The organism is Denitrobacterium detoxificans, from assembly GCF_015062615.1.
Taxonomy (GTDB): Bacteria; Actinomycetota; Coriobacteriia; order Coriobacteriales; family Eggerthellaceae; genus Denitrobacterium; species Denitrobacterium detoxificans_A.
On sequence record NZ_SUUH01000004.1, the window covers coordinates 15,423 to 41,195 of the forward strand.

The window sequence follows — 25,773 nt, forward strand, 5'->3', positions numbered from 1 at the left end:
GCCTTGGTCACGCTCGAACCCGTCTTCGAGCTCGTGTAAGTCACGCTCGCGGATTCCGTGGTGGTCCAGCCCACCAACGTGTAGCCGGAACGCGTGGCGTCGTTGGCCACGGGGAGCGGCGTCACGGTGTAGCCATACTGGACTTCAGGCACGCGCGCACCCGCACCCGTCCACGTGCCGCTACCGGGATCGTACGTAAGATCGTAGACGATGGCGTGCAGGTAAATCTCCAGAACCAGGCTGCCATCGCCCGTAACCGTACCGCGCGCCACGGTAGTGAACGACCTGCCGCTCTGGCTCGTTACCGCCACCAGGTTGCCCAGGTACTCATAGCCATCGGGCAGGCTGGTAGTCAGGTTGTAGTACACATAGCCAGTAGGGGCAACGGCACCCGCCGCGGCGTCGGCCACGATATGCGTGCCCGTGGCGGCCGTGGTGTTGATGGTATTGATGTTGGTAAGCGTGCCGTCGCCAGCCAGCGTGTACACGTAGATCTTGTAGGCAACTTCCTTGGCGGTGAACACGTGCACCAGCTCGAGCGAGCCATCGCCCGCGATGGTGCCCGTCTCTACCGTCTTGTAAGTCGCGCCGTTGTACGTGATCTCCATGCTGCTGTTCAGCTCGAAGCCCGTGGGCGGAACCGGAGTCGGGGTGACGCTCGTGCCCGTAGTGCCCTTGTACTCGAGCGTATCGAGCTGCGTGATGGTGCCGTCGCCGTTCACCTGGAAGCGCACCACGTGATACGGCGTCTGGGTATTGGCCTGCCATACCGCGTACAGCTTCGTTTCCGCGGCCGTGCCTACCGTATACTCCACGCCCGGGTTGTACACCGCGGTGGTAGCAGCTTCGCTGGTATCCCAACCCAGGAAGGTGTAGCCGGGATAGCTCACGTTCACAGCGGTGGGCAGGTACGTCTTGGTGTCACTACGATAGCTCGTGGAAGCCAGGTGCGCGTAGCCACTCGCCCACTCGGCGCCAGGAGCATTGGTAGGATTAACCACCAGAACCAACTTGCGGCCCGTGTTGGCCTCGTAGTACAGGTTCAGCACCAGGCTGCCATCGCCCGCTACCGTACCCGTGATAACGCTGGGATAGGCTTCCTTGGTCTCGGGAGGCACGTAGGTGTAACCAGCGATGGTAATGGGCGAAGCCGTTACCCTGGCGCCCGTAAGGGCCGTGGGCGTGTCGGTCTGCACCAGCGTGGCATACGCAAACGGGTTCGCCACGTCGTGATACTGACCGGGAATCTTCCAGTAATTGATGGTGTAGGTGACCTCTTCGGCCGTGAAGAGCTGCACCAGCACCAGCTTCGAGCCATGGGCGATGGTCACGCCATCTTCGTTCAGCACGAAACCGGTAACCGTGCCCGTGAGGTCGGCCGTGTACGTGGTGGTCACGCCCGCAACCTTGCCCGTGATGGTGCCGCCGTTGGCAACGGCCGCATAACCGGTGGGAATGTCATCGGTCGGAGCGGTAACGATGCTATCGGTGGGCGCCGTGAGATTCAGCGGATCGAGGATGGTGATGGTGCCATCGCCATTCAGCTGGTAGCGCACCACGGTGTAGGCCATGTCGGTGGCGGTGTAGAACAGACGCAGCACCGTAGAGCCATCGCCCGCAACGGTGCCCTCGGCGATCTCGCCGATGCCGTCGCCCTTGTACTTGGGAGCGTATTCGTAACCTTCCCAACCAAGCGCGGTCGCGGTATCGATCGGGGTTGCGGTAACGGCGCGCCCCGTCGTGCCCGTCAGGTGCTCGGTCGCATACACGGTCACGTTGCCCTGGCCGTCCACCTTGTAGTGCTCGACGGCATAGGCCACATCGGAAAGGGCGCCGAAGACGGCCTGGTAGGTGATGTTTTCGAATACGCCGGTCGTCGGGTTCTTCTGCGGCGTGATGTGCTCGGGAGCACGGTTGCCATCGGCGTAGAGCACGATCTGCTTGGTAGCCGCATTAATCCAGTACAGGAATTCGTAGCCCTCATCGGCGGTGGCCAGCGAGCCGGTGGGCGTGCCCGATGCCGGGGCAACGGTCTCACTCGCCTTGCTCACGGAACCGCCCGTGCCAGCCGTGTAATTGATGGTCACGTCGCCCAGCTCGGCAAAGACGGCGGTGAATGCCTGTACCTGATTCCACTGCGTGATGGAAAGGCCACTGAACGTGGGAGCCCAGGTTTCCGTGGAACCCACCGTAACGCCCGAGGCGTCCTTCCAGCCCACGAAGTAGTAGCCCGGAAGCGGCGTGGCGGTAGCGCCCTGCGCATTGTCGTTGTTCACCGTAGTGAGCGTCTCGGAGCCCGGCGTGACGGTGCCGCCCACGCCTGCCTGGTACACGATGGTGACCAGGTTGGAATTGCTCACGTAATACAGCGTAAGCACCAGGCTGCCATCGGCGGCAATGACGCCCGTAGCGCTCGACGCGGAAAGCGTGGGCGAATACGTCCAGCCATCGCGCGTGTACAGCACGGTGGCGCTGCCGGAAGGCGTCCAGGTGGTGGAGTCTTCGGAGTTGGCAACCACGTAGTTGGAGCCGTTGGCAACCACGGTCACGGTCCAGCCAGTCGTGCCGGTAGCAGCCATGTCAGCGAAGCCATCGGCGGACGTGAACGTACCGTCGGCATTCTGGAACACATGCTTGATGGTGTAGCCCGTATCGGTGGCGGGCTTGGTCTTCAGCGTGTAGGTGTGCGGCTCGAACAGGCCGGTGCTCGCATTGCGCGAAGGCATGAACGAAAGCTCGGTGGAAACGAGCGTACCGTTCTCGTCATACCAACCCAGAATGGTGTAGCCAGCCGAGATGTGTCCCTCGCTGCCCGCGGGCGAACCGGAAAGCGGGTTGATGCTTTCCGTGGAACGATTGACCCAAGCCGTCTGAGAGTTCTCGACCGCGTAGGAGAAGGTCACCTTATCTTCCTCGGCGAACACCGCGTAGTAGGTGGCCGTATGGTAACGAGCATCCTCGCTGCTGGGCGACACGCGCCAGGAGGCGCTGCGAGAAACCACGTTGCCGTTCTCGTCCACCCAGTACAGGAACTTGTAACCCGTAAACGGAGTGGCCGTGATGGTATACGGGTAGCCAACGCCCGTCTGCACGTACACGCCATTGGCGGCATCCCAGACCAGCACCTCGCCGTAGATGGAGCTCACCCACTGGCTTGCGCCCTGGTGCACCGTGTAGGTGTCGTTGAAGGACGGCACGTAGTAGTTACGCGGGTCGGTAACGGTATTGTCCGTCCAGGTAAGGCCCGTGGCGCCTTCCGCACCTTCCAGCTTGCCGTACGACCAGCTGCCGATGGTGCGCACGCCGTAGTTAATCTGCACGGCGTCCTGCGCCCAGTGCGCAAACAGCGTCACGTTCGCGGTGGGCATCGGAATGGAAGCACCCGCAGCATAGGCCACCGCGCCATCCGCCGTGAGCGACCAGCCGTCGAGCACGTAGCCCGCACGCACCGCGTCGCCCGGCGCGGGCAGGACCACGGTGGAACCGGTGCGCTGCGTAACCGGATTCGTTACGCTGCCATTGATGGTGCCGTTGTTGCCGTCGAACGTGATGGTGTGGTACCACGCGGTCCACGTGGCCGTGAGCACCAGGCCGCCCGCCGGAATGGTCAGGGTGGAAAGATCGCTCACGCTATAGACGGTGCCGTCGCCTGCGCGCCAGCCAAGGAAGAGCCACTGCTCGGTGCCCGTGCCCTTGGGCAGGTCCACGCCATCAACGGTGATGATCGCACCCGTGAATGCGGGAACCGCAGCGCCCACGCGCTGGTCGGAAACCGTCTGGGTGGCGAAGTCGCCATGGTCGCCGGGGTTGTACACGACGCTCACGAGCTGTTCCCAAATGGCCGTCGCGGTGGACGCACCATAGGGAACGAGCTGCGCCAGGCCGTAGTCGGCATCGGTGCCGTTCCAGGTGATGGTGCCGGAAAGCGTGGTGCCGTCATCCTTCACGCTCGTCCACTTCCAGCCCTTCAGGCGCCAGCCGGCGTTCTCGGTCACGCCGATGATCTGCGTGACGCCCTGGCCGTACGTGACGGTGGCAACGTATATGTCCTGCGTCACCGAGCCGCTCGTACGCGTATCGTGCGTGAAGCCCGTACCCTCGCCGAGCGTGCCACCCGTTTCGTCGCCGCCATCCACGATCAGGTTGTAGGTCTTGGCAATCCACTTCGCATACAGCGTGAAGGAGGCAGTCGGGCTGGCCAGCGTGATGGCCTGCATGTCGCTGTAGTCGGTGCCCGTGCCATCGGCCTTGGTGTTCCAACCATCGAAGCGATAACCATTCACCGCGTAGGCGTTCGGGGCAAGCTGCATGCCGTAGCCATACTGGAAGCCCTGAACGGGCATCGTGCCGGTATGAGCATCGGCACCCGTAGGCTCATTGGCGTCGAAGGTGATGCTGAAGTCCAGGTTGACCCAACGCGCGATGAAGATAAGCGCGGAGTCGACCGTCAGGCCATCTACCTTGGAAAGGTCGACCTGCTTGTAGATAACGCCCGTGCCGTTGCCATTCTGATCGGCAAGCTCCCAACCGCCGAACGTCTTGGTGGCATCGGTGGAGGCAGGATAGCCGCCGAAGGTGGGGACCTTATCGCCGGGCTGCACGTGGCCAAAGTAGCTCTTGCCTTCCACGCCCTCTTCGAAGTCACCGTAATCGCCTGTGCGGTAGCTCACCGTGTAGCCGGCAGCCCACTTGGCCAGGAAGACCGTAGGACCGATGACCGTCCAGGCCTTCGCCTCTTCAATCGTGAGGTCGCGGCTCGTCGTGGTGCCCTGGCTCTCGTAGTAGACGGTCCAGCCAGCCAGGAAGTAGTCGTTGGCGGGCGTAATGACCACGCTGTCGTAATCGGCCGTGTCGCCATACCAGACGGTCTGGCTATCGCTGCCGCTGATGGTGCCCTTCGCCATATCGCTGCTGGCGAACGTAACCGTCACGCGCTCGGCTTCCCACACCGCGTAGAAGTGCACGGTCGCGCCGTCGTGGTAGTTCAGGTTCTCCATGTAGCCCTGGGAAGTGGTGCTGGTAAGCGTGCTGTCGGAAGCGCCCTCGATGATCCAGCCTACCCAGTGGTTGCCCTCGCGCTTGAAGCGGTTCGCGATGTTCACCTGCTCGCCGTAGGAAACGGTGATGCTCTGCGGCAGGCCGCTCGAGGTGTCGTAATAGGCATCCCACACGTTGCCGTGGAATTCCACGGTGTAGGTGTAAGGCGTCCAATGCGCATAGAGCGTCACGTCGTAGTTGGGCATCACGAAGGTATCGCCGAAGCCATACACCTTCGCGCCGTTGGGCGTGAGCGCCCAGCCATCGAACGCGTAGCCGTAGCGCCACAGGTTGGTAGTGTCGCTCGAGCTGGCGGTGGTCACCGTCTCGCCCGTCTTGTACAGCGCTCCGGAAGGAGGCGTGTTCACGCTACCGCGAATGGTATTGTTCGGATCGTAGGTAACCACGTGGCCAATCTCGGTCCACATGGCATACAGGGGAACCACGGTGCCGTCGACGTTGGCCAGGTTGATGACCGTCTCGGCATCGGCATAGGTGGTGCCCGTGCCGGAAGCCGACGTATTCCAACCAGAGAACGTGTAGCCTTCGCGCTCGAAGCCACCCGTCACCGGCGTAAGGGCAACGGACTCGTCGTACGTCGCATCGAGCGGCTGAATGCCCGCAGACACGCTATCGGCGCCATTGCCGTTGAAGGTGATGGTGTAGCTGATGGGCACGAAGTACGCGTACCAGGTGGTACCCGTGAACCATACGTCATCGGCATGCTTCGTGGGGGCAAACACCTCGTAGCGGCTCACCAGAGCACCGGAGGCATCGCGCCAACCAGCAAACTTGTAGCCCGCACGCGCGCTCGCCGTGGCGCCCAGAGGCTTGCCGTCGCCTGCGTTAACCGTTTCGGAATCGGGCTCGATGGTGCCGCTGCCTTCCTTCACGGCGTAATGGAGCACGGCCTCTTCGGGCGTGAACCATGCATACAGGATGAGGGTCGTGATCTCGTCGTAGCCATAGCCCATGGCGGTGGCCAGCGTAGAGAAGCTATCGCCCTCGTGTGCACGATACTTCGACAGATCGCTCTGGTCGAACTCGTTGGAGTAGTACCAACCAATGAAGTAGTAGCCCACATGCTCGGGATCGTCGATGGGAACGATGTCGTTGCTGTCCCACGTCACGTCGTAGCGGGTGGGAACGTAGGTGCCCTCGCCCGTATCGTAGATCACGGTGTAGTGCAGCTGCGTCCAGCGCGCGTAGAGCGTGACGTTCGCATCGAAGAGCTCGATTTCCTCGCCCGGCGCGTAGCTTACGGTACCCGCCTGGTCGAGTGCCCAGCCATCGAAGCGATAGCCCGCGCGCTCCACATCGGCCGTGCCGCGCAGCGTGTAGGGATTGTCGTTCTGCGTGTAGTTGGTGCGCGTTTCGGCGTCGGCCATGGAAGCATCGCTCCATCCGCCCTGCACCGTACCCGTGGCATCCTCGAAGGAGTACGTGATGACGATGTCGCGCATCCAATGGGCCGTGTATACCACGCTCGAGTCGCCGAACGTGTAATCCAGGCCCGTCATGGTATTGCCATTGCCGTCGACCCATGCCACGAAGGTCCAGCGCACGCCATCAGCATCCACCACGGAACGCGGCGCGCCGCCCTCGACGGGGCCCGCGAAGGTCACGTCGGTGCCTACCGTCTTGCTCTCGAAGTAGGTGCCCTCATCGCGGTACGCCCAGTCGCCATGCTCGCCTGGCAGGAACGTCACGGAAATTACCTTGGTCCACTGGGCGGTGAATACCGTGTCGCCCAGGATGGCGATCTGTGCGGGGTTGGACGTTTCGCCCGTGGCGATTTCCACGCCGTTGCGCGTGATCACGTAAGTCCAGACATCGAGCGCGTAATCGGGAGCCGCATTGACGGTAACCGCAGCCGTGGACACCTTGTCGCCATAGAGCACCGTCAGCGCGTCGGCGGAAACCGTGCCCTTGCCTGTGTCGCTCGTGCCGAACGACACCGAATAGCCAACCGGCGTCCACTGCGCATACAGCAGCACGTCGGCACCAGCCTGGGACGTCAGGTTGGCAATCGAGGCGCGGTCGCCATAGACCGTGGTGCCCGTAGCCGTCTTCCAACCGGCAAAGTCGTATCCCACGCGCGAGAAGCCATTGCCAGGAAGCGCCTGCTCCACGTCGTAGGTGAAGGTCACGCTGGTCATGGAGCCCGTCGCATCGTTGGAATTCGGGCTGAAGCTCACGGTGTACGTGATGGGCGTCCAGTGAGCGTACAGCGTCGCATTGCCCGTGGGCATGGTGTACGTTGCGCCGGGAATGTAGGTAACGGCGCCCTCGGCCAGCTCCGACCAGCCATCGAGCACGTAGCCCGTGCGCAAGAACGCATTGGCCGCCGGCAGGTGCATGGTGGCGAAGGCGTTCAACGGGAACTGCAGCGTGCCGTCAGACTTCAGGTTGGAGCCATAGGCGGAAGCGGTGTTGTAGGTGCCGCCGTTGCCGTTGATGGTCAGCGTGTATGCCGCAACCTCCCAGTACGCGTACAGGGTTACCTTACCGCCAGCCGCACCTGTGAGGTTCTTCACGGTCTGGCCGTCGGTGATGAGCGTACCCGAGCCATCGCTACCGGTGGTCCAACCACCGAACGTGTAGCCCGCGCGCGTGATGCCGCCAGCCGCCGCCGTAGGAATGGCCTGGGGCACATCGTAGGTGAACACGATATCGTCCAGCGCGCCCGTGCCGCCATTCACGTCGAAGCTCACGGTGAAGTCATGCGCCGTGAAGACCGCGTAGAATGCCGTCGGGTTGCCCCAGATCGAATACACGCCGTTGGCAGCATCGTAGGCGTCCTTGGTGGGCTTGAACGACGAAGTGGTTGCCACGATATTGCCCGCGGCATCCATCCAGTACAGGAAGCTATAGCCCGTGCGCGAGTACGCCGCGGAGCCCGTGGCCTCGTTGTCGGAAACGGCCGCGATCGTCTCGGACGTGCGGTTGACGTAACCGCCGGTGGTAACGGTCATCGCGCCCGTAGTCGCATTGCGCGTAACCGCCGTGTAGGTGATCTTGCCAACGTCCTCGCGCCACCATGCGTAGATGGTGCCGATGGAACCATTGGCGCTGCCGCTGGCCACAGCCGAGAACTGCGTGGTCGAGCTTACCAGCGAAGAATCCTCGGAAGTGCCAACGTACCAGCCCACGAACGAGAAGCCAGGCTTGGTGGGATCGGCAATGCCGTTGAGCAGGTCGGACTGCGTCCAGCCAACGCCCGTGCGGTTCGCGATGACGCTACCGCCCTGGGTGTCGTACACGAGCGTGTAGGTGTTGGCTTCCCAAATGGCGTACAACGTCATGTTGCCCGTGATCGACGTGGCGGTTGCGCCCGGAGCGTAAGCCGCTGCGCCCGTAGAGGACAAGCCCCAACCAGCGAGCGTGTAACCCGCGCGCGCAACGTCGGTGGCATCGGGGAGTACTACGCTATCGCTCGTGGTAACAGCGCGTGCCGACAGGTTCGAGGTAAGCGCGGTGCCGCCGTTGGCATCGAACGTGAGCACCTGCTGGCTCTGTTCCCACTGAGCCGAGAAGTTCAGGTCGGAGGTAACGGTGGTGGGCAGCTCGGAAACCGTCCAGCCATTGGAATTGGCGTAGGTGGCGTAGGTCACGCCATCCACGGTCCACTTCCAGCCCAGGAACTTCCAGCCGGGATCGGCCGCAGGGTTGCCAAAGTTACGCGGATTCGTGTCGATGGTGTCGATGTAGATGCTGGTGTCCGTATTGCCGGGGAACGGATAGTCGCTCATGCTGGCGCCACTTGCCACGCCCGTCCAATACGTCACGTTCTCCACTTCGCCAAACGCGCCATGATCGCCCGGCGAGTAGCGCACCAGGTAGGTGCTCGTGGAAAGCCAAACGGCCGTGAACACCGTGTTGCCCCAAACGTGCACGTGCGTGGGATCCTGCGTGATGTCAACCTTCACGGGAGTGCCATCCACGGTCATCACGTACGCCCAATGCGAGAACTTGTATCCGGCAGCCAGCGAGGTGGAGGGAACGAGCGATCCATCAAGTACATCGCCATAAGCCACGGAATACGGACCGGTGTATCCGCTCATGGAACCATGGTCACCGGCAGCGAACGTCACGGTGTACTGCGTGGGAACCCACGTCGCATAAAGCGTAACCGTGGTGCCGTCGCTGGAAAGGTTCATGACGGTAATCTTGCCATCCACGGTGCCATCCGCGGCATCGGTGTACACGGCCTCGCCACCAGGAGTGATTGCCCAGCCGGCGAAGGTATGGCCCGCATAGGCAAATGCGTTGTCGGAAAGCGCCTTGGCGCTGTCGTAGGTGTGCGACTGGTTCGCCATGGTGCCCGTGGCTTCCGCGGCACCCGAGCGGAAGGCAACCTGATACGTAGTGGGAATCCACTTGGCATACAGCGTAGCCACTGCATCCTGCTCGTACGCCAGGTTATCTCCCACCAGGTCGCCATCGGCATACAGCGTGCCCGTGCCGTTGGGGCCGGTGGTCCAGCCGCCGAACGTATAGCCCGTACGCGAAGCATTGGTAGCCATGGGCAGGCGGAACGCCGTGCCATACGTGGCGGTCAGGTCGTCTACGCTACCCGTGCCCTCGCCCATGTCGAAGCTCACCGTATAGGTGTTCGGGGCGAACGTGGCGATGAAGCTCATGGTCGCGGGCCAGAAGTTGCCCGTGCGCGTAGGCGTGAACTCGGCAGTCGAGCTCACCTGAGCACCCGAAGCGGCATCGAGCCAAGCCACGAAGTGATAGCCATTTGCAGCCACCGCGGTAACCGTGGGCGCTTCGCCCGTAACGCGCGCGATGGTGGTAGTCCAAGAAGTGGCGCCCGTGCCATCATGCGTGAACGAGCCGCCCGTCTGAACGCCGAAGCTTACCTTGGTTTCCAGCTCCTGCCAGTTGGCGAACAGGGTGATGGGAATACCGTTGCTCGCGGCAAAGTCGTTCACCAGGTCACCCGAGTAGAACCTACGACCAGAGCCGTCGGCGTTGAGCGTCCAATACAGGAAGCTATAGCCGGGACGGTAAATACCCGTGGTCGTGCCACCGCTTTCAATCTGGTAGTACACGCCGCGCGTGGCCTGGCCATTGGCGATGAAGCCCTGCGCCTGCACGATATCGGCCGCTGTGGTGTTACCCGCGTAGGCGATGGTGTTGGAATTGGGCTCGAAGATGGCCGTGAAGGTCACCGCATGATACGTACCATCCCAGAATGCGATGTTGTACAGGTCGTTCGCACCGATGTAATCCTGGTTGCTGATGATCGTGTCATTCACGTTGTTGATCCAGTACGCTACGTGATAGCCCGTATCGGGAATGGCCATGCCGCCAATGCCCTGGCCATCCTCGCTATGCGTGGGATTCAGCGCGTAGATGCTCTCGGACGCCGACGTGCCCGATTCCGCGCCCGTGTAGTTACACGCCACCAGGCCGTTGGTGCCCGCCACATAGGTAATGTCAACGTAGCCGGCGACCCACTTGGCAATGAGCTTCACGGCAACGGCGTTGTCGTCGTAGCCCTCGCCCTCATCGATATCCAGCAGGAAGGCACGCAAGGCCATGTACTGGGTATCTTCTTCCAGCTTCACATCGTAGTTGGTGCCATCGATGGTGTAGTACCAGCCCTGGAACACGTAGCCAGGTTTGCTGGGCTCCACCACAGTGCCATCAACCTTGGGGAACAGGTTATCCTGGTCCCACTTGATGCCCGTGCCGGCCGCGATGGCGGGCGTGCCGCCGTCGGTGTCGTAGTTGATGATGAAGTTGCCGCGCGGCGCCCAGTGGGCATATAGCGTCTGAACGGCGGTGGTGTAGATGTTGCCGCCCGACTCGTACGTCTCGCCCTCGGTGCAGGCGGGGCTGATGCCGTCGTTCAGCCAACGCAGACGGTAAATCGTACCAGCCTCGTAGTAGTCACCCGTGCCATCGGGCTTGGTATACCAGCCCACGATGTCGTAGCCGCGTGCGTAGTACCAGTCATTGAGCGCCGGAATCTCGATATCGTCACCCGCGTCGCCCAGGTAGCTGTTATAGCTATCGTGGCCGCTGCGCAGATGCGCGGAGGGATTGTTCGGGTCGTAGATGATCTTCGAATGCTGGATGGGGGCCCACTGAGCATACAGCGTAGTGTACTCGCCAAACATCTCGTCGGTGGGCGTATAGGTCTTGCCCGCCTCGTACTCGTCGCCCGTGCCGTTGGCTGCGGTGTTCCACCAACGCAAACGATAGCCCGTCCACTCGAACACCTTCACCACGGCATCCTGCGAATACACCGGCATGGTGTACTCGAAGCCGAAAGGCAGGAACACGTCGGCCATCTCGCCGCTCGCGGCGGAGCTGTTCTTCTTGAAGGTCACGACAGTGCCCGGATACCAGTGATAATGCACCGTGCGGTAATTGCTACGCGAGGCATCGGGGTACATGGCCTTCATTTCGCTGGTGGTGAAGTAGTCGCCCACCGCAAACGTCTTGTCCGACGTCTCGGTCGCCACAAAGTCTTCGACGCGCCAACGCGCGGCCTGGGCATCTTTAAAGACGGTGGCATCCAGACCAGCGTCTGCCAGCAACGTGCCCTCATCGATGGTCAGGTCGTTGAGGGCCGTAGCGCCCGCCAGCATATTGGCGCGCGTGGAATCGGCGCTCATGTACCAGCCCGTGAAGTTCAGGGTGGTCAGACTATCGCAGTTGCGGAACATGTTGTCGAAGCTCGTGGTGGTCGTGGTCACCTGCAGGTTGGTGCCATCGAAGGTCTCCAGATTGTCGTAGAAGCCATCGGTGTTGTAGAACCAGCTGGTGAAGTCAACGGGATTAACCTTGCCATTGGTGGCATCGGCGGTTACGTAACGCACGCTGCCCGGCTCGAGCACGTCGCGCCACGGCATATCCTCACCAGAATCGGTCACCACGCGCGTGGTCTGGCTGGCGAAGCCATCCATGCCGAACATCAGCGTGCCTGCCTTCACCGGCGTGCCGTTGAAGGTCGTGTCCTCGTCGAAGTAACGCCACCAGGCATTGTCGTTGCTGGGGAAGCGGCCGCCAACGACCCCGGTATCCCACACGTAGGTCTGGTTGGTGAAGGTGTTGCCCTTCGCATCCTGTTCCTGCGGATAACGGTCGATCAGGTTCTGGTTCGTACCGAACCAACCCTCATCAGCGCTACCCGAAGTCACGTTCACCCAGGATCCCAGCTCGTCCTTCTGCGGAAGCTGGCTCGTCTCCAAGATGGAGCCGCTATTCAAGGTGATGGTGGTGACGCCCTCGCATCCGTCGAGCATGTAGGAAACATCGGCCGTGGTGGAAAGCTCCCAATTGCCCATATCCACCGTCTCGAGCGCATGGTCGGCCCTAAACAAGCCAGCGGCAGTAGTTGTACCTGACACATCCAGGTTCGACCCATTGAAGCTCACCAGACTACCATACGACTTGCCCGACGCAGACACGATCAGATTGTCGAGCGTCAAGAGAGCGGTATGACCGTCGTTGACCTCATTGCAGTGCAACGAGAGGTAATAGGTACCCGCGGTAGTGATGGTGAACGAGAACGAAGCCGGGCCACTGCTTGCCGCAGGCAGGAATACATAGGCGATATCATAGCTAGAAAGACCGTTTGCGGTTTCCGCACGAGCCGTGGCCATGGTCAGCCACAGGCCACGATAGCCATACCAACTCGTGCAGTCGGACAACGTGTAATCAGTGGACAGGGTATAGGTTCCGGGAAGCAGGTACACCGGCGTGGTAACCAAGCCATTGCCACTGCCACCCGTAATGCTCATGGTGTTGCCATTCACCTTATAGTTATTGCCCTGAACGCCACCAGAGGGAGTCCACGTGCTGAAGTCCAGGTTCGTGGTAGTGAGCTCGTTGCTGGCAAACCAGCCACGAAGCGTGGTCGGGGCAAGCTGACCGCGCGTCTCAACGTGCAGCACCTCGTCGGTGTCGATAACCTGCGCCCACGGCACCGCGGCACCATCTACGCTCACGACCTTCTTCTGATTGCGCGCGGAGCCAATCCACAGTGTGTTGGTGGCTTCTTCATATGCCCACCAGGCATCTTCCGCATCGCCGCTCGTGCCAAACAGGCCACCCTTGCCAGGCACCCACGAATACGTAATCCCATCACCAATGTCATTGCCGCTAGCGGTATAGCGACCGGCCAGATGCTCCGTGGTATCGAACCACTCTTCGTCCTTGACGGTGGTGGTGCCATCCTTTTCGGGGTCGGTCATCCACATACCGTCGGCGGTGGTGCGGTCATTCATGCTGGCAGCGAAGCCCGTGCCATCGAGCACCGTTTTCTCACCCAGCGTGATCATGGTGAGGCCCGTGCCCGTGAACATATCGTCCAGCACGGCGGCCACTTCCGCGGCGCCCTCGGAATCGCGATTTGCGCTGGGAAGCATATCCCACGAGTGGATGTCCACAACCTCCAGCGCCGCGTCACCGTGGAACATGTCGGCAAAGCTCGTAGTAGCGCTTACGTCCGCGCCTTCATGAGCAGCACCCTGGTCGTCGGTATAGCCAGCGCCATTGAAGGATTGCAGGTGGTCATAGGAAAGGGTTTCCCCAAACGTATCGCTGTAGTAATCGCTAAACCACGCGGAAAGGTTCGTGGGGGCAATGCCATCCTGCAGCACCACGTGCTCCACGATGGAGGGATTGATGGAATCGCGCCAGGGCAGATTGCTCGCATGGCCGTCATAGTCACCATATTCGGTAACGACCTTGCCATATTCCGAGCTATTGTCGTACACGCCCACATACAGCGTCTTGGTATCGGCGTCGTAGCGCCACCAAGCGTAGGGATTGCTATCGAAGCGATTCTCGAGCGACCAGGTGTAGGTAACCACGCCGGAAACGCTGCCGCCGGAAGCGGGATACAGCGACACGAACGATGCGGTGTCACCAGCCTCATTGGACGAAGAGGCAGCGGGAACGATGGTGCCGTTGGCTTTCCAAACGCCTGCATGCAGAGCGAAGGAGGGAACGCCCTCAAGGCCCGCGCCCTGGAGCACGGCGTCGCTTTCGAGCGTGATGGTGTAGAGCGAAGCCGCGCCTGCGAACATGTTGGTCACGTTGCCGCCGCGCATATGCCAACCGGTGAGGTCGAGCTCCTCGAGCTTGCGGGCGCCGCTGAACATGTTGCTGAAATCGGTCACCTTCGCGGGATTCCAGTTCTCGGTACCCTCGATGGTGGTCAGGCTGGTGCAACCCTGGAACATGGATGCAAGGGAGGTGGCTTCGGAAACATCCAGGTACGTTGCTTCCACATCCTGGAGCGCCGTGTGACCCGCAAACCAGCTAGCCGGGTTGTCCACGCGCACCGTGTTCTGGAACACGACATGCTCCATGACGTTGGTGTAGCCTGCTTCTCCCTCATGGCCAGCGGGTGGGGCAAGCGCACGCCAGGGCAGATCGCCAGCCAGCTCGGTAACGTTGTAGTCGCCGCCGTTGGGGCCGTCATAGCCAATGGTGAGCGTCTTGGTCTGTACGTTATATTCCCACCAAACGTTGGCGTTGCTATTGAAGCGGCCACGGATGATCTCTTCCCAGTTGTAGGTGAAGGCGCCCGCATTGTTGGTGAGCGTGTAGAGCTCGGCCAGCTTCGAGGAGCTGTCGGCCCACGTTGCGCCACCGGCGGACGTATCGCGACTCCAGCTGCCATTGTCGGGCGTGCGGTTCGCCAGCGTATCATCCAGACCCGTGCCGGCAAGCACCGTGCCCGCGCCCGTGGTTACGTGCAGGAGCGCCGAATCGCCCGCGAGCATATTGGTAACGGTGCCATTCATCGTCCACTGGCTGAAGTCAACCGTTTCCAGGGCGCTGCATGCGGCGAACATCTCGCTCAGGTTGGCACCCGTCACATCCCAGTTGCGGATGCCGCTCTGGTCGGTCAGCGACGTGCAGCCGTAGAACATGCGCTCGAACGAGGTCACGTCGCTGGTGTCCCACTTGCGCAGCGAGGTGAGGGTGGTAATGCCCTCGCAGCCCTCGAACATGCTCGCCATGGTAACGCCTTCGCTGGTATCCCAGTTGAGCATGCACGCGAGGTCATCGTCTTCCATGGCCGCATCGCCCATGAACATGCAGCTGAAGTCCTGCACCTTCGAGGTGTTCCACGCGTCGGCACCCGAGAAGCTGGAAAGCTGCTCGTTGCCGGCGAACATATGGGACATGCTCGTGGCCTGCTGCACGTCCATGCCGCTGCCGTCGAAGGTGGTCAGGTTGTCGTAATTCTCGAACCAGTGGGCCGGATTGTGCACGATGATGCCACCCTGCGAGCTGATGGTGACGACACGGTCCTTGGCGGCCTTCAGACTGGCGGCCGTGGCCCCGTCGTCGCCGTCGACTGCCGCGTAACCCAAGGCGGGAATCCAGGGCAGGTCGTCGGCCAGCACGTCGACCGTGTTGTCGGTGGTGCTGCTGGCTCCGATGATGAGCTCTTGGTCGGCCTTCACGTACTTCCACCAGGTACCACTGTCGGGCGTGAAGCAGCCACCCAGGATGGTGTCATCCCACACGTAGGTGAGCACGCCCGGATGCGTATTATTGTTGGTCACGGGATAGCGCATCGCCAGGCGGCTCGAGCTATCGAACCACGTGCCGTTCTGCAGCACCCAGCAGCCATCCTGCGGCTTGCGGTCTACCAGGTCGTCATCCATGCCGCTGTTCAGCAACACCGAAGTGGGGCTTGCGATGATGGTGGTCAGCGAATTGGTCTCGCCCTCGTCCACGCCGATCATGTCGGTCAGGTCGGTAGCGGCCTGCATGTTCCACTTGCTCACGTCAAGCGTCTCGAGCGCAGTGTCGCCATAGAACATGTGGCTGAAGTTCCGCACGCTGCTGGTATCCCAACCGGCGATGCCAGCATTGTCAACGAGAGACGTGCAACCCGCGAACGCGTAGCTCATGTCGGTAACGCCCGAGGTATCCCAATTGCGCATAAGCGTAATGTTCGCGAGGCTCTCATCATCCTGGAACATGCCGCTCATGTTCTCGAAATTGCTCGTATTCCAGCCGATAACGCCCTTTACGGTGGCAAGCCTGCCATCTTCGGCGAACATCTTCGAGGCGTTTTCCACGCGCGACGTATCGATGCCGCTACCATCAAACGACGAGAGAATGATGTAGCCGGGACTCTTCACCAGCTGGACGTTGCGGAACAGCGCCGTCATGCTTGCGGAGTCGCTCAGGCCATCCAACTGGAAAATGAGATAGTACGTACCAGGAGTCGTAATGGAGAATCCAACTGCAGCCTTGGTGATGGAGCTCGCGCCAATTGCGAACTGGATGAATGCAAGACGGTAGCCGCCGCCACTGTTTCCGGAAGGAGCATGGTAGAGAGCGGTATCCAATTCCAGACCCATGTACGACTGATTGCCGTTATAGTAGGGCACCTGGTAATCCAGGCTCATGGCATAGTCGCCTTCATCCAGGTACACGGGCATGTACACGGTACCGTTGCCACCACCACCGTGGAAGGTGAGGTTACCCGTCTCTGAATCGTACACGCAGCTATTAAGCGCGTTCGTCGACCAGGTATTCAGGTCGTGATTGTCGGGGATCATATCCCTGTTTTCAAACGGACTACTGGCAAACCACTGATTGGAATCAGCGGGAAGCACCAACTGCCCATGGCTGGTGATCGTGGTCACTGCGTACAGCGGAACGATGTTAATCCACGGGAGGATATCGTAGGTTTCGGAAACCTCGATGCGATCGTCGTCCTGCGTGCCAAGGTCGAGCGTCGTCGTGGCAATCACGTACGTCCACCAAGCGCGCTCGTCGCTCTCGAAGCGGCCGCCGAGCGTCGTGCCATCCCACGTGTACAGCATCGCGTCGCCACGCGTGTTGCCACCCAGCTTGTACATGGCGGAAAGCTGCGGGCTACCGCCCCACCAGGTATTTGCCGTATCGTGCGCGGCATCGATGGCCGTACGGCCGTAATTCCACACGCCGTTGACCTTCTGGCCCAGCACCCAGCGGCCATCGCGCGAAGAGCGATCGACCAGCGTGTCGTCAAGGCCACTGCCCGCGAGCACGCTCTGCTTGTCGAGCAGCAGGCTCGTAAGCGCCTTGCATCCCGAAAGCATGCCATCCACGGTGGTGGCGTTCGTCATATCCCAACCCGTAAGGTCCAGGCTGGTGAGCTGCGTGGTGAAGGACGTGCTCGTAGCCATGCTGAACATGTTGCTGAAATCTTCCACATTACTGGTGTTCCAGCTGGTGAGCGCATTGTTGTTCTGCAGGCCGTAATCATTGGCAAACATGCCCGACATATTGGTGGCGCTGCTGGTATCCCAACCGGCCACGTTCGTGATGCTGGTAAGGCGCGGGTTATCCGCGAACATATCCGAAAGGTCCTCGGCGCCCGTCACGGAAAGGTACGTGCCATCGAAGCTCGTCAGATACGCATAGCCCTGGAACCAGCCAGCGGGGCTTTCCAGAATGGGAGCGCCATCGGTGTTGATGGACTGGATGAGCGCGCGTCCCACGTAGGAGCTGTTGTACACGCGTAGATCATCCCACGGCAGGTCGTCGGAGGTTTCAGTGATGACCTTATCGTCACCCGAATCGCTGCCGATGGTCAGCAGGTGGCTGGAAATGGTGTAGATCCACCAGGTGTTCTCGTTCTCGAAGCGGCCACCCAGGTGCAGGCCATCCCACGTATACGTCAGCGGGTCAGCCAGGCTGTTGCCCGCCTTCGGGTAACGAGCCAACAGCGCCGAGGTGTTGCCGAACCACGTATCGCCCGGCAGGCACCAACGACCATAGCTGTCAGGATGCAGGCTGATCAGGTAGCTGCCATCCAGGCACGACTGATTGCCCAGCGTGACGCGAACGACACCCGTGCCATAGAAGAAGTTCGTGAGATCCAGGCTCGTGCGCGTCACGCCATCGCCACTGGTGCGCATATCCCAATCCTGGAAGTCCACGTCGGTGAGCAGCGAATCGTAGCAGAACATATGCGACATGCTCGTAGCCGAAGAGGTATCCCAATCGCTGATCGCGGTAGCGTCGGTAAGAGCGCTCGCGTGATAGAACATGTAGCTGAAGTTGGTGACGTTACCCGTCTGCCAACCGGAAAGACCCGACAGGTCGGTCAGCGCATTGTCGTCGTAGAACATGTAGGACATGTTCTCGGCGCTGCTGACGTCCCAGCCAACCACGCCCGTTAGCGTGCCGAGCTTGTAGCAGTTATAGAACATCGAGTTGAAGTCCTTGGCATGGCTGGCATCCATGGCCGAGCCCGTGAAGCCCAGCAGCTCGCCATACCCGCTGAACCAGCTTGCGGGATTGAGCACGATGATGTTGTTGCGGGCCACCACGTACCTGGTGTTGGAAGGCGTTGCCACCGCCAGCCACGGAAGCACGTACGTGCTCGTGCCATTCAGCAGCGTATCGCCCTTCAGCACGGTACCCGTGGTGTCGTTGACCCACGTCTGCGCGGTACGCGTCTCGCTCACCTGCATGTTAGCCTCGCCCGTGGTGCCCTCGTCCAGGCCGAAGGTCAAGGTGTAGGTAGTGGGGTCGTACGTCCACCATGCATTCTGGTTACTGCTGAAGTGGCCACCCGGCTTCCCGCCCTGCCAATCGTACGTGGAAACCTCGGAAGGCTGCAGGCCCGCCGCATAGCGCTCGGCCAAGCGGTCGGTACCGTCGTACCACAGGCCGCCACGCAGCTGCCAACGACCCTGCGAAGCCTGGCGCGTGGAAATGCCCGTGGTGTTCGAGGTGGTTCCCGCGAAGCCCGCAGATGTCAGGACAACCTTTTCGCCCAGCGTGATCGTGCCCAGCTGGGTAAGGCCGGCGAACATGTAGGCGCGGTTGGTGCTCGACGTCATATCCCACGTATTGATATCCATCGTGGTCACGCCGCTGTCGCCGTAGAACATGTAGCTGAAGTCGGTGACGCTGCTTACGTCCCAACCGGTAAGGTCAACGCTGGTCAGGCTCGTATCGCCGCGGAACATGCCCGACATCGTGGTAGCGGAAGCGGTGTTCCAGCCGCGGATGTAATCCAGATTGCCCAGGCTTGTGGCGCCATTGAACATGTTGTCGAAGTGCTCGACTTTGCTCACGTCCCAGTTAAGCAGGAACGCCAGGCTGGAAATCTGGGATACGCCCTGGAACAGGCCCGACATGTCGGTGATGTTGCCTACCGTCCAGTAGCGAATGCCGTCGATGGTAGACAGGCTGCCGTCGTTGGCAAACAGGTTCTTGAGCGAGACGATGTTCGGCTTCAGCCAGTTGGCCACGCCAGAAACCGTCGTCAGGTTGGGGCAATCCTGCAGGAAGCCCTCCAGGGTACCCGTTGCGGTCTTCGTGGTGCCGTCAGCCGCCACGTACGTCGTCGAGGGATCGGCACCGCTGAAGTCGATGCCCGAGCCATCGAAGGTAACCACATACTGGTAACCCTTGAACCAGTCCTTCGGGTTGATGATCTTCACGCCGCCATTGAAGGAGATGGCAGTGATCTTCAGGCCATTGGTGACCAGCGGCAGCCAAGGCAGCTCGTCATAGGCATTGATGACGGTAAGGTCGGGGGTCGCACCTTCGTAATCGGTACCAATGGCCAGCGTGCCGCCGGTCGTGGGGTCTTCGTTGGGAAGGTAGCGCCACCACACGTAGTCGTTATCGACGTCGGTAACCACGGTGGAGCCATCCACGGTAGCAACCGTGCGCTCCTTGATGAGGCGACCACCAGGCAGGTCGGCCTGCCAGGTATACGCCCAAGTGCCGCTGTAGCGGGTCGAATCGCTCTGATACAGCTTGGCAAGCTTGGTGGTGCTGTCGAACCAAGCGCGATCCTCGCGCATCCACATGCCATCGGAGATGTCGCGATCATTCAGGCTGTTGGTAAGGCCCGTGCCATACAGGATGGTGTTATCGCCCGCACGCACGGTTACCAGCGAGCACGTCTTATCGGAATCGATGAGCAGCATGTTCGTATACACGGTGCCCGCCGCCTTCATGTTCCACTCGCTGAAGTCGACGTCTTCCAGACTCGTGCAGTTGTAGAACAGATAGCTCAGGTCGGCACCATCGATATCCCAGTTCGTGCCGCTGGCGCCAATGGCCATCGCATGGGCCAGGGCGGTGTTCGTGGCGAACATGTAGCTGAAGGAAGTGACCTTCGAGGTATCCCAGCCAGCAATGCGGTCAAGCGACGTGAAGCGCGTGCCGTAGAACATGTACTGCATATCCACGTCTTTGGCGGTATTGATGCTCCACAACTGCAGGTCATCCAAGCTGGTAAGGCCATCTACGTTGTAGAACATATGGGCGAACGAGGTGGAAGCCTCCACGTCCCAACCGGAAAGCGATGTGATGGTATCCAAGCCGGAATCGCCGTAGAAGCAGCGCTCGAAGGTTACCACGCTATCGGTATCCCAGTTGGAGATGCCCGTCACGCTGGTAAGGCCCGCATGCGTAACCGTAGTACCGCTCTTCACTTCCCCGTTGTTAGCGAACAGGTTCTTGAAGCGCGTCGCATAGCTGGTGTCGATACCGCTGCCGTCGAAGCTGGTAAGCAAGCCGTAGCCGTTAAACCAGCTCTCCATGTTCTCGGGGGCGATGTTGCCATCGGACACGATGGAATCGATGTACGTCTGCGTGCCGTAATTCCTGGTAGACCACAGGCGCAGGAACTCGAACGGGAAGACCTCGGTGTTGGCAACGCGATCGGACTCATCGATGAACGAGGTATTGGCCGTCTCGGTTACGCGGCTATCGGCAGCCACGCCCGTACCATGAAGACCAAGCTCGCCCGCGTCGTAGGTCCACCACGTCTTCAAGTTGCTCGCAAAGCGGCCACCGAACGACCCAGCGCTCCAGGTGTAGGTGCCCGCCATGCTCGAGCCACCGTACGCATCATAGCTCGACATCAATTCATCCCACGAGCCCAGCCAACCATCGGTTGCGCGCGTCCAATAGCCAGAGCTCTGCACGCCCGTGGAGCCCGTGCCCTCATCGCCGGACGAGGTAAGCAGCTCGTAGATGGGACCATCACTGTACAGCGTGCCGCGCATAACGCCAAGATTGTCCTGGTCACCATTGTAGTTAATGATAAGGCGAAGTACGCCATCGTGCGACGTCACGTAAGCGCCGTGGATATTGCCCCACGAGGTGAGCGCGGTGCCATCCGCGTTGTACAGCGTAAGCACGTTACCAGCGCCATCGTAGAAGGTCATGGTATCGTAATGTCCGCCATGGTACCACCAGCCCGCGCAGTAGCCCATGGAAGCGTCATTGCTGAAGACCAGCGTGAGATAGGTCGATCCGGGAGCGTAGAAGTCGAATTCCCTGTTGCCCAGAGCCGACTGACTGGGTACGTACGAACCCTTGTCGAACGTGAGCGTACGCGTAGGAGCGGCTTCGTCAGGAGCTTCCTTGCTATTGTCCAGCGTGGAGTTGCCCCACTTGGCACCCAGCACCACAGTCTGCAAACTGCCGCAGCCGAACATCATATCCTGCGCATAATCATCGGCGAGGACTCCACCGTAGGTGCGCTCATTAGCACGCATGTTCCAGTTGCTGAAGTCGAGCGACAGCAAGCTGCGCGCATCCTTGAACATGTTCTTGAAGGTGGTGCCAGCCGTAGTCGTCCAGCCAGAGATGCCCGTGGCATACGTCAGGCTCGACGCACCCTCGAACATGCTGCTGAAATCGGTGACCTTCGAAACGTCGAAGTTGGAGAAGCTCGGCAGCGTAACGAGGCTCGAGCATCCCTTGAACATGCTGGCCAAGCTGGTCACGTTGGAAGTATTCCAGCTGGTGGTACCCGTTACGCTGGAAAGAGACGAGCAACCCTCGAACATACGCGCCATACTGGTCACGTTGTCGGTATCGAAGCCCGCGCCAGCGAAGGTCTCCAGAGCAGTGTGGTTGATAAACCACTGGGAAAGGTCCACGGGGGAAATGTGGCCCATGGAGGTAACGTCGGTGATAGCCGTATTGTCGAAGGTCCCGTCCGTCTTCAGGATGACCGAACGCCAAGGCAGCGTGCCCCACGTCTCGCCATCATGCACATACCCGCCAGCGGCGGTCTCGTACACCCACTTGTCGCCCGAAGCACCACCATCGGCGCCCAGCTCGAGCAGGCCGAAGTTTTCGCTCTCGGGGTCCTTCGTATACTTCCACCAAGCATTCGGATTGCTGGGGAAGCGTCCACCCAGGCGGCTATCGTCCCAGGTCCATAGCTGATGGCCCGTGGGTCCAGCACGCGTGGGATTGGCCGGATCGTACAGCTTCGCAAGATTCGTGGTGGTGTCGAACCACACTTCGTCACCGCTGGCATTCACGTTCAGCCACATGCCATCGGTGTCCGTCAGGCTCGTAAGCGTGTTGTTGAAGCCCGTGCTCACCAGGATCACGCCGTCATCGAGCGTCATGGAACGCAGGCCCGTGCATCCAGTCAGCATGTTGGATACCTTCGAAAGGTCGCTCGAGACCTTCTGCATATCCCAGCTGGAAAGATCCAGGCTGGCCAACTTTGCATCGTTCTGGAACATGCCCGTGTAATCGCCCACGTTGGTGGTGTTCCACGTGGTCAGGTCGGTGAGCGTCTTCAGCAGCAGGTTGTTGTAGAACATGCCCGCCAGGCTGGTGTTCGTGGCGGAGGGAGCACCCGAAGTGCCAATGCCCGTCACCGATTCCAGCTTCTGGCAGTTGTAGAACACGTTCTCCAGCGTAACCGCTTCGCTGAAATTCAGGCCATCGCCCACGAACGTGGTGAGCTCGGTGTAGTCCTTAAACCATCCAAGCAGATTGGTGGGAATGAGCACGCCGTCATTCACGGAGGAGCTGAAGGTGTACACCGGCGTGGCGCCCTCGCCCGTTGCCGTATTCGGGTCGACGATAAGGTCGCGCCACGGAAGCGACGACTTGACACCGTTGTACGTACCCTCGAATTCGCTCACGTGAGCCTCGCCCGTCTTGTCGGTAAGGCCAACGGTAATCAGGCCGTTGTCGTAGCGCCACCACGCATTCGGGTTGCTGGCGAAGTTGCCCACGAACACGCCGGGGAACCAGGTGTAGGTCGTGCGCCAATACTGGCCGATGTCGTCGTCGGCATAGCGGTTGGCCAAGCTGAGCGTGTTACCCACCAGGTTGTCGGAGGAGCCAATGCCCCAGGAACCGGCGTTGGGCTTGTGGTAGTACATGTCGTTGTCGATGCCCGAGCCAATGAGCACCACGTTATCATGCAGCACCAGCGTGGTCAGGTAACGCAGGTTCTCGAACATGCCTGTCAGCGTGGGCGTGCCGCGCTTGGCGTTGGTGCGCATGTTCCAGGAATTGGTGGTGGAAGCCAGCGTGATGGAGGTCAGGTTGTTGGTGTCCTTGTATGCGTCGCTCATGCTGAACATGTGGCTGAAGTCGCTGGCCGCGGAAACATCCCACTTGGAAAGGTCCAGGCTAGAAAGCGACTTGCAGTTCGCGAACGCATACGCGAAGCTCTCGACGCTACTCGTGTCGAAGTCGATGTGCGTGATCGTGGTAAGGCTCGTGCAGTTGTAGAAGAGCTTTTCCATGGACGTCGCATTGGTGGGATTCAGGCCATTGCCATCGAAGCTCACCAGCGAAGTCATATCCTGGAACCAGCCATGCAGCGTGGTCGGGGCAAGGCGTCCCGTGGTAGTCACGGCCGTCACGCGATTCAGGTAGTCGCTGCCACCCAGGGGCGCAATCCACGGAAGCACGTAGGGGCTTGCCGTGGTGGCATCCTCGGTTACCTTGGCACCGGCCACGTCGGCGCCAATGGCCAGCGTGCCCTTCGTGGTAGGCGTGGCAACATTACCCGACGTGGGAGTAAACGTCCACCAGGCATCCTGGTTGCTATAGAAGCGTCCGCCCAGCTTCGAGCTATCCCATACATAGGTATAGGTATCGGCGGGGCGCGTCGTAATGGTGTTGCCTGTATAACGCGCGGTAACCGTGGCGATGGTGCCATAGCGATTCTCCAGCTCGGCGGAAGAGTCGAACCACAGCTCGTCCTCGCCGTCCATCAGCAGCCAACGGCCCTGCGTAATGCCGCGCGTGGACAGGCCGTCGATGCCGCTACCTTCCAGCACCACGCCCTGGCCCAGCGTCAGACTGCCAACCGTGGGGTCGCCCAAGTTGTCGCATCCCGCGAACATGCCCTCGCGGCTCGAAGCCTCGCGCATCTGCCACGTGGAGATATCCACGATGCGCAGGTAGTCATCGCCATTGAAGAGGTTTTCGAAGCTCGTCGTAGCCGAGACGTCCATGCCCGTACCGTCGAAGCGTCCGTAATTCGAAGCGGAATTGCCCGTGCCGTAGCCGAGCATCTTGTAATTCTGGAACCAGCCCTCGAGCGTCTGCGGGGCAACGCCATTCTGCGTGTAGATCGAGCGAATGTTGAAGTACGCACGCAGCGCGGCACCGCTGGAAACCCTGCCGCTGTTATACAGCGTGGGAATGGCCACGTGGGCATCGCCGGAAAGGCTGCTGCTCCACGGAAGCTCCGGTGCCGTCTCGTACACGATCTTGTTCACGCCATCGTCGGCGCCAATGGTGAGCGCGTAATTCGCATAGCTCCACCAAGTGTTGTCGTTAACGAAGCGCCCGGCCAGCTGCCCCTGCGCCCACGTGTAGGTAATGGCCTGCGTGGGAAGCGTGGCGTCGGAAATGCCATTCACCGTGCCAGCCTTGCTCGTGGGATAACGGCAGGCGATGTTGTTCGTACTGCCGAACCAACCCGTGTCGGCATTCCAAGAGCCATCGGCTGCCTCGCGCGTGTACGAATTGTCATGCTGCAGCGTATTGCCGAAGCCCGTGCCATCCAGCACCACCATCGGGCCGAAGGTCACAGTTGCCAACGCGTAATCGCCGGCGAGCATGTTGGTGTATACAGCACCATCGGCGGTCATGTCCCACTCTTCCAGACTCAACGTGGCCAGGCGATAGTCGTCGGCGAACGTCTCGCGGAAGTCGGTAACGTCGGCAGTGTCCCACGCGGAAACCGAGGTGAGCGTCTGCAGCTTGTAGCAATGATAGAAGGTGCGGTACAGGTTTTTCAGCGACTGGGTATCCCAGCTATTGGTGCCGCTTACCGTGACCAGGTTCTCGCAACCGCTGAACATCTCGGCCAAGGTGGTCACGCCCGTGACATCCCAGGCATCCACGCCCGTGAACGTCTGCAGGGCGGTGCAGTCCTGGAACATTTTTGCCAAGCTGGTCAGATTCGAGGTGTCCATGCCCACGCCATTGAAGCTCGTAAGGGCGGTATAGCCAGCGAACCACGCCGTCGGGTCCTGCGCCTGGAACATGTACGAGGCGTCGGTCTCGACCTTGGTCACCTTGGCCTGTCCACCAATGACGGGCAGCCACGGCATCGAGCGATCCGTGACGTCTTCGACTTCCGTGATCAGCTTATTGGTGCCACTGTCGGCGCCAATAGTAAGCGTGCCGGCCCTATTGCCATTCGTCCAAGTGAACGTCCACCAGGCGTTGTCGTTCAGGAAGCGGCCACGCAGCAGGCCCGCGGCCCACGTGTACTCGAGCTCGGTCTGGGGAAGCGTGGCACTGGCTACGCCATTGACGGTGCCCGACTTATCTTCGGGATAACGGGAGTTGATGTTGCCCGTGGTGCCGAACCACACGCCATCGCTGGCATCCCACGATCCGTCAGTAGGCTTACGCGTGAGCAGCGCATCGTCGAAATCGGTATCCGTCAGAATGGCATTGGGGCCAAGCTTCAGGCTCGTCAGCGCAACGGTGGTGAAC

Annotated in this window: 1 protein-coding gene (cut by both window edges); it reads right to left on the bottom strand. The window is 60.8% G+C overall.

The whole window is internal to a BspA family leucine-rich repeat surface protein gene (locus E7002_RS06290) on the bottom strand: the coding sequence, 45,531 nt in all, runs 15,031 nt past the left edge and 4,727 nt past the right edge, and what appears here is coding positions 4,728–30,500 (codon 1,576, partial, through codon 10,167, partial); the first complete codon in reading order (the gene reads right to left) occupies nt 25,770–25,772. Both the start codon and the stop codon lie outside the window.